The 16,649-nt window shown below is 42.3% G+C and carries 15 protein-coding genes; 3 read left to right on the plus strand and 12 right to left on the minus strand.

What is annotated here, in order from left to right; genetic code table 11:
• Window positions 1-35: 35 nt before the first annotated feature.
• Window positions 36-1,976, minus strand: coding sequence for an acetate--CoA ligase (acs, locus tag QUE86_RS04340; RefSeq protein WP_130050709.1), 1,941 nt, complete (start codon window positions 1,974-1,976; stop codon window positions 36-38).
• Between the two features lie 282 nt (window positions 1,977-2,258).
• Between acs and QUE86_RS04345 the strand changes: the two genes are divergently transcribed.
• Together QUE86_RS04345 and QUE86_RS04350 are read left to right on the plus strand one after the other, a co-directional pair.
• Window positions 2,259-3,425 carry a DcaP family trimeric outer membrane transporter gene (locus tag QUE86_RS04345; RefSeq protein ID WP_130050708.1) on the plus strand — a complete coding sequence of 389 codons (1,167 nt, stop codon included), beginning with the start codon at window positions 2,259-2,261 and terminating at the stop codon, window positions 3,423-3,425.
• A 191-nt stretch (window positions 3,426-3,616) separates the two neighbouring features.
• Window positions 3,617-5,740: a TonB-dependent siderophore receptor gene (locus QUE86_RS04350; protein ID WP_286259433.1), complete on the plus strand. Its 2,124-nt coding sequence runs from the start codon at window positions 3,617-3,619 to the stop codon at window positions 5,738-5,740.
• Window positions 5,741-5,962: 222 nt separating this feature from the next.
• Here the strand turns inward: QUE86_RS04350 and recA are convergent, their stop codons facing one another.
• Window positions 5,963-7,009, minus strand: a complete 1,047-nt coding sequence (gene recA / locus QUE86_RS04355) for a recombinase RecA (protein ID WP_130050706.1) — start codon at window positions 7,007-7,009, stop codon at window positions 5,963-5,965.
• Window positions 7,010-7,067: 58 nt separating this feature from the next.
• Complete coding sequence (locus tag QUE86_RS04360) at window positions 7,068-7,565, minus strand: nicotinamide-nucleotide amidohydrolase family protein (RefSeq protein ID WP_130050705.1); 498 nt, start codon at window positions 7,563-7,565, stop codon at window positions 7,068-7,070.
• A gap of 21 nt (window positions 7,566-7,586) precedes the next feature.
• Between QUE86_RS04360 and mutS the strand changes: the two genes are divergently transcribed.
• Window positions 7,587-10,160 (plus strand): DNA mismatch repair protein MutS, encoded by a 2,574-nt coding sequence (mutS, locus tag QUE86_RS04365; RefSeq protein ID WP_286259437.1) that lies wholly within the window; start codon window positions 7,587-7,589, stop codon window positions 10,158-10,160.
• Window positions 10,161-10,261: 101 nt separating this feature from the next.
• Here the strand turns inward: mutS and rpoS are convergent, their stop codons facing one another.
• From rpoS to ftsB, 9 genes are read right to left on the minus strand one after another with little or no spacing between them, the layout of a single operon-like run.
• A complete protein-coding gene (gene rpoS, locus QUE86_RS04370) occupies window positions 10,262-11,245 on the minus strand; it encodes an RNA polymerase sigma factor RpoS (protein ID WP_130050703.1) in 984 nt (327 codons plus the stop codon).
• Window positions 11,246-11,305: 60 nt separating this feature from the next.
• Window positions 11,306-12,130, minus strand: a complete 825-nt coding sequence (locus QUE86_RS04375) for a peptidoglycan DD-metalloendopeptidase family protein (protein ID WP_130050702.1) — start codon at window positions 12,128-12,130, stop codon at window positions 11,306-11,308.
• Between the two features lie 42 nt (window positions 12,131-12,172).
• Window positions 12,173-12,751, minus strand: a complete 579-nt coding sequence (locus tag QUE86_RS04380; RefSeq protein WP_130050701.1) for a YqaA family protein — start codon at window positions 12,749-12,751, stop codon at window positions 12,173-12,175.
• An 11-nt stretch (window positions 12,752-12,762) separates the two neighbouring features.
• Entirely contained in the window at window positions 12,763-13,401 is a 639-nt protein-coding gene (locus QUE86_RS04385) for a protein-L-isoaspartate(D-aspartate) O-methyltransferase (protein ID WP_054551144.1), read from the minus strand.
• Window positions 13,391-14,155, minus strand: a complete 765-nt coding sequence (gene surE / locus QUE86_RS04390; RefSeq protein ID WP_130050700.1) for a 5'/3'-nucleotidase SurE — start codon at window positions 14,153-14,155, stop codon at window positions 13,391-13,393. Before surE ends, QUE86_RS04385 begins: the two co-directional genes overlap by 11 nt.
• Window positions 14,156-15,184: a tRNA pseudouridine(13) synthase TruD gene (truD, locus tag QUE86_RS04395; RefSeq protein WP_167658563.1), complete on the minus strand. Its 1,029-nt coding sequence runs from the start codon at window positions 15,182-15,184 to the stop codon at window positions 14,156-14,158.
• Window positions 15,181-15,663 carry a 2-C-methyl-D-erythritol 2,4-cyclodiphosphate synthase gene (gene ispF, locus QUE86_RS04400; RefSeq protein ID WP_130050698.1) on the minus strand — a complete coding sequence of 161 codons (483 nt, stop codon included), beginning with the start codon at window positions 15,661-15,663 and terminating at the stop codon, window positions 15,181-15,183. Before ispF ends, truD begins: the two co-directional genes overlap by 4 nt.
• On the minus strand, window positions 15,660-16,361 hold the full coding sequence (gene ispD, locus QUE86_RS04405) for a 2-C-methyl-D-erythritol 4-phosphate cytidylyltransferase (protein WP_178927361.1): 702 nt from the start codon (window positions 16,359-16,361) through the stop codon (window positions 15,660-15,662). The genes ispF and ispD overlap by 4 nt, the downstream gene beginning before the upstream one ends.
• Window positions 16,351-16,641, minus strand: a complete 291-nt coding sequence (ftsB, locus tag QUE86_RS04410) for a cell division protein FtsB (protein WP_167658562.1) — start codon at window positions 16,639-16,641, stop codon at window positions 16,351-16,353. Before ftsB ends, ispD begins: the two co-directional genes overlap by 11 nt.
• Window positions 16,642-16,649 lie beyond the last annotated feature (8 nt).

A 16,649-nucleotide genomic window follows, 5' to 3' on the forward strand; every position in this document is an offset into this window, starting at 1 on the left:
TAGAATCAACTTCTAATCAAGTTTTTAACGCGATTTTAACGATTTAATCGGTTTTCGATTAGCTCATCAACAACACTTGGATCGGCTAGTGTAGACGTATCACCAAGCTGTTGGTGCTCGTTTGCCGCAATTTTACGTAAAATTCGACGCATGATCTTACCAGAACGTGTTTTTGGTAGACCCGGAGACCATTGGATCATATCTGGTGAAGCGATTGGGCTTAATTCTTTACGAACCCAGTTACGTACCTCTTTCGTTAGTTCATCGCTCACTACAACACCTTCATTTGGTGTGATGTAAACATAGATGCCCTGACCTTTAATATCATGCGGGTAACCGACTACTGCAGCTTCTGCTACTGCTTCGTGAGCAACCAATGCACTTTCGATTTCTGCAGTACCTAGGCGGTGACCTGATACGTTAAGTACGTCATCTACACGGCCTGTGATCCAGTAGTAGCCATCTTCATCACGACGACAACCATCACCTGTGAAGTACACGCCTGGGTATGCTGAGAAATAGGTTTGTTCAAAGCGTTCATGGTCGCCATAAACTGTACGTGCTTGTGATGGCCAGCTATCTAAAATAACAAGGTTGCCGTCAACCGCGCCTTCTAGTGTATTCCCTTCAGCATCAAATAGTGCAGGGGCAATACCAAAGAACGGACGTGTTGCTGAGCCTGGTTTCATATCTGTCGCACCTGGTAATGGTGTGATCATGATGCCACCAGTCTCTGTTTGCCACCAAGTATCTACGATTGGGCAATTTTCGTTACCAATATGCTCGTAATACCACGCCCAAGCTTCTGGGTTAATTGGCTCACCCACTGACCCCATTACGCGCAAGCTTTTGCGTGTTGAGGTAGCTGTTGGTTCATCACCTTTTGCCATTAGAGCACGAATAGCCGTTGGTGCTGTATATAGGATAGTCACGTTGTGCTTATCAATCACTTCACCCATACGGCCCGCTGTTGGGTAGGTTGGTACACCTTCAAATACCACTTGCGTGCAGCCATTCACTAATGGGCCATAAGCAATGTAGCTGTGACCTGTGATCCAGCCCACATCAGCACTACACCAGAAAATATCATCTTCTTTTAGATCAAACACGTATTCATGTGTCATCGATGCATAAACGAGATAACCCCCGGTTGTATGAACTACACCTTTTGGTTGACCCGTTGAGCCTGAGGTATAAAGAATGAAAAGCGGATCTTCTGCATTCATTGGCTCTGGTTCACACTCAGCAGGTAAGTCAGCGACAAGTTCATGCCACCAAATATCATGGCTATTCCACTCAACTTCACCACCGGTTAACTGATGCACAATAACGTGCTCAACCGTGGTAACTGAATCTTGTGATACCGCTTCATCAACATTTGCCTTAAGTGGTACGCAATTGCCAGCACGACGACCTTCGTCTGAAGTAATTACCACTTTAGCGCCTGAATCATTAATTCGGTCAGCAATCGCTGATGGAGAGAAACCACCAAATACCACAGAGTGAATCGCACCAATACGTGCACAAGCTTGCATAGCGTAAATAGCCTGTGGTGTCATTGGCATGTAAATAGCGACACGGTCACCTTTTGATACGCCTAATTTTTTAAGGCCATTGGCTAGTTTAGCTACTTCGTCATGAAGCTGTTGGTAGCTAATATTTTCGTTGTGTTCAGGGTTGTCGCCTTCCCAAATGAGGGCTGTTTTATCGGCTTTAGTGGCAAGGTGGCGGTCAATACAGTTATAAGATGCGTTAAGTTGGCCGTCTTCATACCAGCGAATGCTGATGTGGCCTTTGTCGAATGAGGTGTTCTTTACTTTATTATAAGGAGTTGACCAATCAAGACGTTTACCGTGCTCTCGCCAAAATCCTTCAGGGTCATCAATAGATTGCTTGTACAGTGTATTATATTTATCGTTATCAACTAGTGCTGCATTCTTGATATGCGCTGGTACTGGATAGATACTTTCTGACATTGTTGTCGTCTCCATTTTAATTACTTGCCTACGGCCTGCTTCAAGGATCACTCAGCAAAGCCCCTGAAAGTATTAGACCTTAGTTGTATATCTTGCCATTTAACAAAAAACTTCGAAATTGCCTTCTATAATCTAGTCCAATGTTAGGTTGGATGCGATTTAACGACCCATTCCACCTTAGTCTAATAGACCAATAGATAATTGAGAGAAGTCATTTCTTAAACAACAGTGATACAACAACATTAATGCAATCAACAAGTAGCTTCGACAGGAATACACATTATGACAACAACAAAAGTAACCGCATTAAAAACACTCACAGCTTCAGCTGTTTTATGTGCACTTGCAGGTACCGCTAACGCCGCAACCATTGGCAACACTGACGTTTCTTATGGTGGCTATGTAAAACTTGATGCCATGTGGAGTGATTACTCTGCAGGCGTACCAGCTGGCGGCAGTATTGGCCGTGACTTTTACGTACCGGGTACAACACCGGTAGGCGCAGACAGCGACAGCGATGCTGTGTTTGACATGCATGCACGCCAATCTCGCTTTAACCTAGGCACAGCAACAAAGTTAGACGATGGTAAAACCATTAAAACTAAAATTGAAATCGACTTTATTGCTTCAGCGCCAGGCGGTAATGAACGTGTTAGTAACTCTTACGCGCCTCGTATTCGTCAAGCATTTGTGACTTATGATGGTTGGTTATTTGGTCAAGCTTGGTCAAACTTCCAAAACGTAGGCGCATTACCTGAAACGCTCGACTTCGTTGGTCCTGCTGAAGGTACTGTGTTCGTCCGTCAAGCACAGGCACGCTACACCACAGGTAATTGGTCATTCTCTATCGAAAACCCAGAGAGTACAGTCACTGTTGGCGGAGCACGCGTAGCTACCGATGATGCATCAATGCCAGACTTTACAGCACGTTACGCACATAAAGCTGATTGGGGTGAATTAGTATTTACCGGTCTTGCTCGCCAGTTAACTTATAAACAAAATGGTATTGATGCTGATACATCATCGTTTGGTATCAGTGCCTCAGGTAAAGTTAATTTTGGCCAAAATAACCTTAAATTTATGCTTACTCAGGGTTCAGGTTTAGGCCGCTACATTGGTCTAAATGTAGCTAATGGTGCTGTTCTTGACGGTGATGATCTAGATGCAATTGATTCAACATCAGGCTTTATTGCCTACCAACAACACTGGAACAGCCAATGGCGCTCAACTTTCCTTTACTCATTCTTCTCAGCAGATAACAACACAGATTTACTTGCTGTGACTGGCGATCCTACAGAAATGAGCCAAAGCTATAGTGCCAACCTTTTATATTCGCCTGTTAAAAAGCTTACATTTGGTGTTGAATTTAAACATGCTGAGCGTGAGTTAGAAAGCGGTGCAGACGGCGATATGGATCGTCTGCAATTCTCTGCAAAATATGTGTTTTAAGATTTAAACTCGTTTTACTTCCTGAAGCGGCTTCGGCCGCTTTTTTTATATCTCCTTTCTATATTTCTATGCCCTTTAAACTTTTTTACAAACAATTATTCACTAAAACAAAAACCCTAATTGCAAATTATTTTCATTTAGATTAAATTACGCATTAATTTCACTATTCATTGAACTAATTGGAACTTTGCATGTCATCAACAAAATTTTTGCGCTTATCTCAATTAAGCCTTGTGACCTCAGCACTTTTAAGTGGCCACGCTTTTGCAGAACAACAAAAAGAAGAACAAGCAATTGAAAAAATTGCCGTTTATGGCCAGCATCATAAAAACTACATCACTGAAGAAGCACAGTCGGCAACCAAATTAGGGCTAACAATTAAAGAAACACCGCAGTCAATCTCTGTTGTTTCACGTGCTTTAATGGATGACTTCTCACTTGATAACATCAATGCAGTGTTAGAAAGTACGCCAGGTGTGACTGTTGAGCAAATCGAAACTGACCGTACTTATTTTAAAGCCCGCGGTTTTGAGATCACCAACTTCCAAGTTAATGGCATGGGTATGCCACAAGACAACGGTTCAATCCAAGGTACTCTTGATACTTCTATTTTCGATAGTGTTGAAATTGTCCGTGGTGCCAATGGTTTAATGACAGGTGCTGGTAACCCATCGGCAACTGTGAACATGGTTCTAAAGCGCCCTACTTACCAAACACAAGTCAATGCGTCTGTATCCTATGGCTCTTGGGACAACAAACGTTTAGAGCTTGACGCCTCTACAGCTATCAACGAAAACCACGCTGTACGTGCAGTATTCACTAAGCATAAAACCGAGTCATACCTTGACCGTTACGAGCAAGATAAAACAATTTACTACCTAGCCTACGAAGGCCAGCTAACTGATAGCACAGTAGTAACTGCAAACTATGTAAATCAAAAGAAAGATGCCGACAGCCCACTGTGGGGAGCCTTACCGCTTTATTACAGCGATGGTTCAGCTACAAACTTTGATGCTTCAACCAGCACAGCGTCTGATTGGTCTTATTGGAATAATACAACTGAGCAGCTGTTCTTATCAATTGAGCAAGCAATCACCAATACTTGGTTCTTAAAAGCAAGCTACGCGCACTTAGAAAATGAGCAAGACTCGGAGCTTTTCTATGTTTACGGCACACCAGACAGAGAAACAGGTCTTGGCTTAACGGGTTATGCCAGTGAATATGACCACAAAGATAAGCACGACATTTTAGATATCTACGCAACAGGTAAATTTGATTTATTTGGTATGGAACATGATCTGTCGTTTGGTGTAAACCAAGCAGATATGGATAACAAAGATAAATCATTGTATGACTACACTACAGGCAATGGTTTCCCTGCAATGCCTGAGCTAGGTGGTTGGGATGGTGTTGCGCCAGTACCAACACTTACTGATGGTTTAACAGGTGCTGATATCACTAGCCGTCAACGCTCTGCATATATTTCAACACGCATTCGTGCCACTGACGCATTCAGCATTTTAGCAGGTGTGAGCCAAGTAAATTGGGAAACTGAAGGTGCCTCTTACGGCGTTGCAAAAGACAAAGATAGCGACCAAACTGTGCCTTACTTCGGTGCTGTGTATGATATCAACGAAAGCTTCTCAACTTATGCAAGCTACACAGAAACCTTCGTACCGCAAACAGAGCGTGACATCAATGGCGATTACTTAGATCCAATCACAGGTAAAAGCAGCGAAATAGGTGTAAAAGCTCAGCTACTTGATGACGACTTATTTGTAACAGTTGCTTACTTTGACGCTAAACAAGTTGGCCTTGCTGTTGCTATCCCTGATTCATTACCTGATGACACTCGCTACTATGGCGCAGATGGTATTAACAGCGATGGTATTGAAGTAGAACTTAGTGGTCAAATCAACGAAACACTAAGTGCAAGCTTTAGCTACAGCAACCTAAACATTGATGGTGATGAGTTAGTCAAAGACTACACACCTGAAAACCAATTCAAACTTGCTGTAACTCATAAAGTGCCTGAAGTTGATGGTTTAACCTTTGGCCTAAACTATCGCTGGCAAGACGATACAAAGCGCGTACAAGTGCGTGATGCGGCTACGAATGCTGCACTTATCACCACAACGCAAGATGCGTACGGCCTATTAAACCTAATGGCAACGTACGATATTAACGACAATATGAGTGTTAACTTGAACGTTAATAACGTGACCAACGAAAAGTACATCCACAGTCTTTTCTGGGCGCAAGGCTATTACGGTGCACCGCGTAACTACTCAGTGTCTTTCAACTGGCAGCTATAATTTTATAAAGCGACAAGTTTTAAGCTTTAAGTACATTAAAAGCCGCATCATATGCGGCTTTTCATGAAAGAGTTACAAGAGTAAAGTTAGAAAGGAGAAAGTGATTAAACGCGATATAAAATCGCTGCTACAAGCAACCATAAAAAAACCGCTAACAATGTAGCGGTCTTTTTGTGTTAAGTGCGGGTCAAATCACGCTTAATTGTACTTTTTTAGCGGTACTTATAGCTCGTCTTCAGCTATTAGGCCTGCATCTTCACCATCTTCAGGTTGCACAGTTGCTTGAAGTAATAGCATCTCACGTAACTTACCTTCGATCTCATCTGCGATCTCAGGGTTGTCTTTTAAGAACTTAATTGAGTTTGCTTTACCTTGACCAACTTTGTTGCCATTGTAGCTATACCAAGCACCTGATTTTTCAACAATCTTATGCTTAACACCTAGGTCTATTAACTCGCCTTGTTTAGAAATACCTTCACCATACATAATGATGAACTCAGCTTGTTTAAACGGCGGAGCAACCTTATTCTTAACTACTTTAACGCGGGTTTCATTACCTACAACCTCATCGCCTTCTTTCACTGAACCAATACGACGAATATCGATACGTACTGAAGCGTAGAACTTAAGTGCGTTACCACCCGTTGTTGTTTCAGGGTTACCAAACATAACACCAATTTTCATACGGATTTGGTTGATGAAAATACATAGCGTGTTTGAACGCTTGATGTTACCTGTAAGCTTACGTAATGCTTGTGACATTAAGCGAGCTTGAAGACCCATATGTGAGTCACCCATGTCGCCTTCGATTTCAGCTTTAGGTGTTAAAGCTGCTACCGAGTCAACAATCACAACATCAACAGCACTTGAACGAACTAACATGTCACAGATTTCTAATGCTTGCTCACCAGTATCTGGCTGAGAAACAAGTAAGTCATCGATGTTTACACCCAATTTTTGTGCGTATACAGGATCTAGAGCGTGCTCAGCATCTACGAATGCACAGGTTTTACCTTGCTTTTGAGCTTCAGCGATAACTTGTAAAGTAAGCGTTGTTTTACCTGATGATTCAGGACCATACACTTCAACAATACGACCCGTAGGTAAACCACCAATACCTAATGCGATATCGATACCCAGTGAACCTGTTGAGATTGCTTCAATATCTAGGGCTTTGTTGTCGCCCAGTTTCATAATTGAGCCTTTACCAAATTGACGCTCAATTTGTGATAAAGCAGCGTCTAAGGCTTTTTGTTTGTTATCGTTCATTCTGTTCTCCAAATCCGGCTAATGCAGACAGTATACTGTATGAAATCACAGTATCAAGCTAATTTTCAGATTTTATCAGTTCAATTATACTTTTTAGTGAATAAACAATAGCTTGCAGCCTAACTTCAGCTCTATCGCCAGAAAAAACCTGCTGGCTTGGGTAGTTTTTACCTGAAAAATGAATACAAAACCATACTAAGCCCACAGGCTTATCCAGTGTTCCACCACCGGGGCCTGCAATACCAGAAATAGCTATTGCGATATCTGCGTTTGCAGCTTTAGCAGCACCCGATGCCATTTCAACAACTGTTTGTTCACTAACTGCACCGAAACTGTTTAAAGTTTGCTCATTTACGCCAATTAGCTCTTGTTTTGCTTGATTACTATAAGTGACAAACGCTCGATCAATATAGTTAGAACTACCAGGGGTATCAGTTAAGGCATAACTAACGCCACCACCGGTGCATGATTCTGCGGTAGTGATCCATAAGCGTTTATCCGTTAAAATAGATCCTAATTTCGCAGCAAGTGTTTTAATCTCTTGATGTAATTTCATATTCAGCCTTTGGGTAAATACATGTCGTTTGATCTTTATGCACCGCACACTATAAAACAACAAACCCCTATGATGCAGCAGTATCTAAAAATAAAAGCCGAGCATCGGGACATTTTATTGTTTTATCGTATGGGCGACTTTTACGAACTTTTCTTTGATGATGCCAAGCGTGCAGCACAACTTCTTGATATTTCTCAAACACATCGTGGTAAAGCCGGTGGTGATCCAATACCAATGGCAGGCGTACCCTATCACGCAGTCGAAAACTACTTAGCTCGCCTTGTACAAATGGGTGAATCAGTGGCTATTTGTGAACAAGTTGGTGATCCTGCTACCAGCAAAGGCCCAGTTGAACGTAAAGTAGTACGTATTGTTACGCCGGGCACGATTTCTGACGAAGCGCTGTTACAAGAACGCCAAGACAACCTGCTAACCAGTGTTTGGCAAAATAAACAAGGCGCTTATGGTATTGCTTATTTAGATATTAACTCTGGCCGATTCAATGTATTAGAAGTTAATACGGATGAAGCGTTTAGTTCAACATTACAGCGTTTAGCCCCTGCTGAACTGCTTTATAGTGAAACATTTGCAAATGTTCACCTAATTGAGCATATCAAAGGGGCGCGTCGCCGCCCAGAATGGGAGTTTGATTTAGATACTGCTCAGCATTTACTATGCGACCAATTTGGCACCAAAGATTTAGTAGGTTTTGGTGTAGAAAAAGCACACGCGGCTTTAGTTGCTGCAGGCTGCTTAATGCAATACGTAAAAGATACTCAGCGCATTGCCTTACCGCATATTCGTGCTATTACCCTTGAGCAAAATGAACACGCGGTGATCTTAGATGCAGCGACCCGTAAAAACCTTGAACTAACAGTTAATTTATCGGGTGGTTACGAGAATACACTTGCACAAGTACTTGATAAAACAGCGACTGCAATGGGTTCTCGCTTATTAAAACGCCGTATTCATACCCCAGTGCGCAGCAAAACAGAGCTCAATTCGCGACTAAACGCTATCAGCGCAATTATCGATGCTCAATTATGTGGTGAGCTACAAGAATCGTTAAAGCAAATTGGCGATATTGAACGTGTTATTGCACGTTTAGCGCTTTGCACAGCAAGGCCGCGTGATTTAACGCGCCTTCGAAGTGCACTGCAGGCTCTAGCGCCACTACACGAATTACTTATGGATGCTAACGATCCGCGTATTAGCCAAATTATTGCAAAGTCGCAACAGTTACCTGAGCTACAAGATTTACTAGAACGTGCTGTAATCGAAACCCCACCGGTGCTTATCCGTGATGGCGGTGTAATTGCACCAGGTTATAACAGCGAACTTGATGAGTGGCGTGCGCTAAGCCAAGGTGCAACCGATATTCTTGAAAAGCTTGAAGAACGTGAGCGTGAGCGTACAGGCATTAGCACCTTAAAAATTGGCTATAACAAGGTCCACGGCTTTTTTATTGAAGTAAGCCGCGCTAATTCACATTTAGTTCCTGCGGATTATATTCGCCGCCAAACGCTAAAAAATAATGAGCGCTATATCATCCCTGAGCTTAAAGAGCACGAAGATAAAGTACTTGGTAGCCAATCAAAAGCCCTCGCGCTTGAAAAACAGCTATATGAGCAATTATTTGAGCTTATTGCTCCGCACATTGAGCAGCTACAAACAATGGCAGCAGTACTGGCAGACTTAGATGTACTGAACAATTTAGCAGAACGAGCGCAGGCGCTTAATTATGCTAAGCCAATACTGTGCGATAACGATAACATCAGTATTAAACAAGGTCGCCACCCGGTGGTAGAGCAGGTTATGAAAGACCCGTTTATTGCCAATCCAGTAGAGCTTAATAACGACCGTAAAATGTTGATTATCACAGGTCCAAATATGGGTGGTAAATCAACCTACATGCGTCAAACTGCGCTTATTGTTCTGATGGCCCACATTGGCTGTTACGTTCCTGCTGATAGTGCAGAAATCGGTAATATTGACCGTATCTTTACGCGTATTGGCGCAAGTGATGACTTAGCATCAGGGCGCTCAACCTTCATGGTTGAAATGACAGAAACTGCAACGATTTTAAATAATGCTACAGCACAATCACTGGTGCTGATGGATGAAATTGGTCGCGGCACCTCAACCTATGATGGGTTATCGCTTGCCTATGCAACAGCTGACTATTTAGCATCAAAAATTGCCGCCAAAACCTTATTTGCGACCCATTATTTTGAGTTGACAGAACTCGCCGAGCAAAAAACAGGACTGGTGAATGTGCACCTAGATGCCATTGAGCATAACGACACAATTGCCTTTATGCATACCGTTCTTGAAGGCGCTGCAAGCAAGAGCTTTGGCTTACAAGTTGCGGCCCTAGCAGGTGTGCCAAAGGCGGTAATCCAACAAGCAAAACAGAAACTTAAAATGCTCGAAAATCACCAACCTGTTACAGCCCCAATTGAGCAGCAACAACAAACATTAAGTTTTGATGATGAACCTTCCGAGCTTGAATTAACCTTAGAACAGCTTGACCCAGATAGCTTAACGCCAAGGCAAGCTCACCAACTACTGTATCAATTAAAAGATTTACTGTAGGTATAAAGTTGATATAAAAAAAGCTGACATTACGTCAGCTTTTTTGTGTGTTCTAGACCCAAAGGCCTAATACCCTTGATCAGGTATACATTGTTGTCAAATTAGGTGAATTGATCGAATAGGCTGTCTGTGCTTAAGCCTTCGTGTTGCAAAATATCTTTTAAGCGACGTAATGCTTCCACTTGAATTTGTCTAACTCGTTCACGTGTTAAACCAATTTCACGACCAACATCTTCAAGTGTTGATGGCTCGTAGCCTAGCAAACCAAAACGACGAGCAAGTACTTCACGTTGTTTTGGATTTAATTCCCCAAGCCAATCAACAATGTGTTTATTAATGTCGTTGTTTTGTACTTCGCCCTCAGGACCATAGTCTTTTTCATCGGCGATTATATCTAATAGCGCTTTGTCATTTTCACCACCAATAGGTGTGTCTACAGAGGTGATTTTTTCATTTAAACGCAGCATCTTAGTAACATCTTCAACCGGCTTATCTAAGCACTCTGCAATTTCTTCTGCGGTTGGTTCATGATCAAGTTTTTGCGTCAATTCACGGGCAGTTCTTAAATAAACATTAAGCTCTTTTACCACATGAATAGGTAATCGGATCGTACGTGTTTGGTTCATGATGGCACGTTCAATGGTTTGACGTATCCACCAAGTAGCGTAAGTTGAAAAACGGAATCCTCGTTCAGGGTCAAATTTCTCAACGGCTCTGATAAGGCCTAAATTACCTTCTTCGATAAGGTCAAGTAGCGCAAGGCCACGGTTGTTGTAGCGGCGGGCAATTTTTACCACTAAACGTAAATTACTTTCGATCATTCGCTTGCGAGAGGCTTCGCAGCCTTTCAGTGCTTTTCGAGCAAAATAGACTTCTTCTTCTGCACTTAGCAGCGGAGAAAAACCAATCTCACCTAGATACAGTTGTGTAGCATCTAGATTTTTGGCAACTTCTTCTTTTGCAAAAATTTCATCTTCGTTGTCGACTTCTTCTAATAATTCAGAAGATTCTTCTTCGACTACCGTGTCTTCAAATTTATCGTCAATCGTGTCAGTTTTTTTCTCAAGTTTTGCTGTGTGACCCATAAGCGTCCTCCCGAGCAAATATGTGATTGAGCTAAATCACTTTATCAATACCCTAAATGGCTAAGGTAGATACTTAGCAGGATTGACTGCTTGACCCCGATAACGAATTTCAAATCTCAAAGCCGTAACCGAAGAGTCTGAACTGCCCATTTCTGCTATTTTCTGCCCCGCCTTTACTTCCTGTTTTTCCTTTACAAGCAACTTTGAATTGTGCGCATAAGCACTTAGGTAATCATCATTATGTTTCAGAATAATTAAATTACCATACCCCCTCAATGCGTTGCCCGCGTATACCACAGTTCCATGTGCAGCAGCTAAAACAGAAGCCCCTTGTTTATTAGTAATTTGTAATCCTTTAAAGCCATTCTCTTTATTAGAGAATCGTTGTGTTACTTTACCTTTTGCAGGCCAGCTCCATACAACTTTTGCATTAGAATTACTGTTTTTATCACTAATTATTTTGTTGGCTTGTTTCTGAACATACTCTCGTTGTTTTGGCTGATCAAGCTCTTTCTTTAATTTTTTGTTATTTTTTTGTGTATAAACAGTAGACTTTTTACTCAAATTCGTATATTTTTTCGTCTTTTTTGGTTTTTGTGCCGATTTTTTAAGCAGCACTCTCTGCCCAGGGAAGATAGTATAAGGTGCTGGAATATCGTTTATTTTTGCAAGAGTGCGAAAATCTTGCTGAGCGCTGAAGGCAATTGAGTACAAAGTATCTCCCTTTTTGACTACATATTTTGAGCCAGAGATATTTACTTTGCGAGTGGCTGGTTTAACTTTATTATCTAAACTACTGACAGGCGCCGGTGCTTCGCGAGAAGTACAACCAAAGAGCAAAATACTAAGAAACAAAGTAACATAGACTGTTAACTGCCTGCTCATCGTAAAATGCTCCTTATCGTACTAATTTAATGGTTTTGCGGGTTATCGCAGTAAAAAGTACGCAACCACTACTAAAACAACTAATCCCCAGCCAAGCGCTTCAACATATTGACGTAATTTTTGTTCCATTTTAACACCCCCCCACTTCATTAAAGCCGACACTAAGAAGAAGCGTGCACCACGGCCTATTGTCGAGGCAATTAAAAACGGCAAGAATGCCATTTGCATCAAGCCTGCACCTATGGTGAAAACCTTATAAGGTATAGGTGAAAAGCCCGCTAAGAAAACAACCCATACACCATAGTTTTCGAACCAGCTTAATGCAGTATCAAATTTAGCTTGCCAACCCATTTGTGTGATGAGTGGTTCAACCACAGGTTCAAATAACCAAAAACCAAGTAAGTAACCTAAAATACCACCGATTACAGAAGCTATGGTGGTAAAGCTGGCAAAGCGCCACGCTTTATCTGGTTGGGCTAGCGACATAGGCGCTAGCATGACATCCGGCGGCACCGGAAAAAAAACGGATTCAGCAAAGCTCATCCCTGCTAAATAGCGCTCTGCATGGCGGTGTTTAGCCCATATAAGCGCCATATCATATAACTTAGTAAACAACTTCAAAGTTTAACGTCCTATTCAATATCACCAGGTACCAAAGGTACAAATCGTACTGGTGCAACTTTATGTTCTGTAAATGTGTCGCCATTTCTAACGACCATCATTAATTGCTGATCTTGCTCACCAATAGGTGCAATCATAACGCCCCCATCAGCAAGTTGTGCAAGTAGCCCTTGCGGCATAGTGGCAGCTGCAGCTGTAACAATAATTCCTTCAAAAGGTGCTTGTGACTGCCAGCCCTGCCAACCGTCTCCGTGTTTCATGGTGACATTGTATAAATCAAGCTTGTGTAAACGGCGCTTTGCTTGCCATTGCAGTGCTTTGATACGCTCCACCGAGCACACTTTAGTAAAGGTTTTTGCCAGTATTGCGGTTTGATAGCCGGACCCAGTACCAATTTCAAGCACTTTGTCACGTACCCCAGCTAAGCGAAGTAATTCTGTCATGCGCGCCACAATATAGGGCTGCGAAATCGTTTGTCCTTGACCAATTGGCAATGCGGTATTCTGATAAGCTTTGTGCTGTAAAACATCATCGATGAAAATATGTCTGGGTGTCGAGGCAATCGCTTCAAGCACAGTGCTATCTTCTACACCCTCGCGTTTTAATAATTCAGCTAATGCGAGTGCGCTGCGATTATAATTAGTCAGCACTATTAATCTCCATATTTGCTAACCAGCTATCAACGGCTTGTAAGCTTTCTTTCGCCGTCATATCAACACTGAGAGGTGTGACTGATGCGAAACCATTATTAATGGCGTAAAAATCAGTACCTTCACCAGCATCACTTTCAGCACCTAAAGTCCCATACCAATAAATATCACGACCCCATGGATCTTGTTGTTTAGTCATGGTTTCAGCTTTATGGCGCGAACCTAAACGGGTGACCTTTACGCCTTTTAGCTCAGTTAGCGGAATATCTGGCACGTTTAAGTTGATGATTTGATCTTTCGGTAATGGGTGCGAGGCCAACTCTTTAATAATGCTTACAGCAACGGCCGCAGCAGTCTCAAAATGATTTCCTTCTTTAGAGCATAACGAAACAGCAATAGCAGGTAGTCCTAGATGGCGTCCTTCGGTAGCAGCTGCAACAGTACCTGAATACAAGGTATCATCACCTAAATTTGCACCGTGGTTTATACCGGCTACAACTAGATCTGGCTGCTGTTCAACTAATTCATTAACCCCTAAATGCACACAGTCAGTCGGCGTGCCATTAATCGAAATAAAGCCATTATCAAGCGTGGTTGCACGCAATGGATTCATTAGCGTTAATGAATTACTTGCGCCACTACAATTGCGATCTGGAGCCACTAAGGTCACATCAGCAATTTGCGTTAACGCATGATACAAAACCGCAATCCCTTTAGCATGCACGCCATCATCATTGCTTAGTAAGATTTTCATTTACGCATCCTTTTGTTTTTGTTCTTTAGGGCTAGCGTCTTGATACTCCACCAGCTCTCTTAACAAGGCTGTAGCAAAACAACCTTTTGGCAAACCAAAACTTAACTTTAAAGTGCTTTCGTCAATGGTTTCAACTGCCAATGAGTCTGGAATAAGACGTAACATTCTACGTTCGTTCTTAAGGCCTAACTCGCTTAGCCCATCTATCCAAGATTGATAAGGTTCGAGCCACATTTTTTCGGTCTTGGTCAAACCCTTTTCGCCTTTACCAACCATAGGGGCCGACATCATAATATCGCCAGACGCTAAACGCGCTATATTGTCATCACTTATATTGTCTTCAAAAAACGCATTACTTCCGCTAAGCATAAACACTTCGCGGTGCATTGTTTTAGCAAGGCCATGCTCGGCAACACGCTTGCTTACTATTTCATTAAAGACATAAGAGCGTGCAGCTGAAATAACTAAACCACGCAATTTTTTATCACGGATACGCTCTCCAGCAAACATTCGCTTTGCCATTTCAAGGTTGTGGCCACCATGACCAAAGCGCTGCTCACCAAAGTAATTAGGCACCCCTGCGCGCACCGCATTAATACGACACAAAATATCCAGTGGCTCAGTCACATTTCGTAAAGTAATGCTAAAGCGATTGCCTTTATGGCAGCCGGTTCGAAGCTTACGATTATGACGCTGTTGCGATACAACAAAAAACTGCTCGTTATTTAACTCACTAAATTCAATGTGCTTTTTAATCGGTACTGGCACACTAAACCATTGTGTACACACACCATGGCGGTCTTTTAAACCCGCATAACTTACATCACGTGGGGATACGCCAGCTTTTTCGGCAATGCGTTTAGCAACAAACTGAGTATTTTCGCCTTTTTTTACAACCTGTAAGCAAACATGCTCACCAGAGCCTGTAAACTCAATACCTAAATCTTCATCAACCATGAAGTCTTCGGCGTGGGTTTTAAAATCAGCCTTAGAAAGGGGTTTACCGTATAAGTAGTTTAACTCACTCATGCGTTTTGTTTGCTCATAATCACTACAGCGTGGCTAGAGATACCTTCTTTACGGCCTTCAAACCCTAACTTTTCTGTGGTTGTTGCCTTCACATTTACTTGAGAAATATCAGCTTCAAGGTCTTGGCATAAGTTTTCACGCATAGCTTGAATATGCGGCAACATTTTTGGCGCTTGAGCAACAATCGTGACATCGGCATTGCCAAGTACGTAACCTTGCTCTTTAGCAAGACCAACCACGTGGCGTAGCAAAATTCGGCTATCAATATTTTCGTATTCGCTGGCGGTATCAGGGAAATGCTTGCCAATATCACCCATTGCTAATGCACCTAAAATGGCATCACATAATGCGTGGATTGCTACATCACCGTCTGAATGAGCTAAGAAACCTTGCGGATAATCTATTTTTTCACCACAAATTACCAGCGGTCCTTCGCCGCCAAATTTGTGTACATCAAAGCCATGGCCAATTCGAATCATGAGGTACTCTCGTTTTGTTGTTTTTGCAGTAAAAATGTTGCTAAATCTAAATCTTCTGGGGTGGTGATTTTAATATTATCACTACGACCAACAACCAGCTTAACAGGCTGCTTAGCCCATTCAATTGCCGATGCCTCATCGGTGATAGTCACACCACTTTTAAGAGCTTGTGATAGCGCATCTGTCAGCGCCTGATAAGGGAAAAATTGAGGGGTTAAAGCCAGCCATAAATCATCACGTGGCACCGTTTGCTCACTGTGCGTATGGCCGCGCTTGATGGTGTCTTTTACTTTTGACGCTAAAATACCGCCTTCATTATCTTTTATACATTCAGTTATTAAACGCTGAATATCAGCCAAACACACTAATGGTCTTGCTGCATCGTGAACAAGCACCCAATCTGGCGGATTGTCGGCAAGTGATACCAAGGCATTTAGCACAGAATCAGCGCGCTCTTTGCCACCTGAAACGCGTTCAATACGCTTATCAATATGAGGTAAATCAGCAAAATAACCATCATCATCGCTGATTGCTACTTTAATAGTATGTAAATCGTTCAGTTCGGCAAGCTTACTCAGGGTATGTTCTAAAATAGTCTTACCCGCAAGTTCAATATACTGTTTTGGCGCCGAATGCTGCATTCGACTCCCTACTCCCGCAGCGGGAACAATGGCGGTTATAATTTGCTTAGTGTTCATTTTGCTGTTGACCTGGTAATACACGAATAAAGGTTTCGCCAGGTTTGATCATTCCTAATTCATTGCGCGCTCGCTCTTCGATTCCCTCTTGACCGAGTTTTAAATCTTGAATATCGGCTTTGAGGACCTTGTTGCGCTTTAATAATTTTGCATTAGTGTCTTGATGAGAGGTAACCGCCTGTTTTAAACGAGTGTAATCTTGCACTCCATTATGGCCAAACCATAAGCGATACTGAATAAATAAAGCCAAACATAACAAGGCGAATTGAAAAACCCGCATTGAACACT

This window comes from Pseudoalteromonas apostichopi, assembly GCF_030297135.1.
GTDB lineage: Bacteria > Pseudomonadota > Gammaproteobacteria > Enterobacterales > Alteromonadaceae > Pseudoalteromonas > Pseudoalteromonas apostichopi.

Coding starts and splice junctions, on each gene's coding strand:
- ispF (WP_130050698.1), bottom strand. CDS start 15,663: ATGATTCGAATTGGCCATGGCTTTGATGTACACAAATTTGGCGGCGAA.
- recA (WP_130050706.1), bottom strand. CDS start 7,009: ATGAACGATAACAAACAAAAAGCCTTAGACGCTGCTTTATCACAAATT.
- QUE86_RS04375 (WP_130050702.1), bottom strand. CDS start 12,130: ATGAGCAGGCAGTTAACAGTCTATGTTACTTTGTTTCTTAGTATTTTG.
- QUE86_RS04345 (WP_130050708.1), top strand. CDS start 2,259: ATGACAACAACAAAAGTAACCGCATTAAAAACACTCACAGCTTCAGCT.
- surE (WP_130050700.1), bottom strand. CDS start 14,155: ATGAAAATCTTACTAAGCAATGATGATGGCGTGCATGCTAAAGGGATT.
- QUE86_RS04350 (WP_286259433.1), top strand. CDS start 3,617: ATGTCATCAACAAAATTTTTGCGCTTATCTCAATTAAGCCTTGTGACC.
- truD (WP_167658563.1), bottom strand. CDS start 15,184: ATGAGTGAGTTAAACTACTTATACGGTAAACCCCTTTCTAAGGCTGAT.
- ispD (WP_178927361.1), bottom strand. CDS start 16,361: ATGAACACTAAGCAAATTATAACCGCCATTGTTCCCGCTGCGGGAGTA.
- acs (WP_130050709.1), bottom strand. CDS start 1,976: ATGTCAGAAAGTATCTATCCAGTACCAGCGCATATCAAGAATGCAGCA.
- mutS (WP_286259437.1), top strand. CDS start 7,587: ATGTCGTTTGATCTTTATGCACCGCACACTATAAAACAACAAACCCCT.
- QUE86_RS04360 (WP_130050705.1), bottom strand. CDS start 7,565: ATGAAATTACATCAAGAGATTAAAACACTTGCTGCGAAATTAGGATCT.
- rpoS (WP_130050703.1), bottom strand. CDS start 11,245: ATGGGTCACACAGCAAAACTTGAGAAAAAAACTGACACGATTGACGAT.
- ftsB (WP_167658562.1), bottom strand. CDS start 16,641: ATGCGGGTTTTTCAATTCGCCTTGTTATGTTTGGCTTTATTTATTCAG.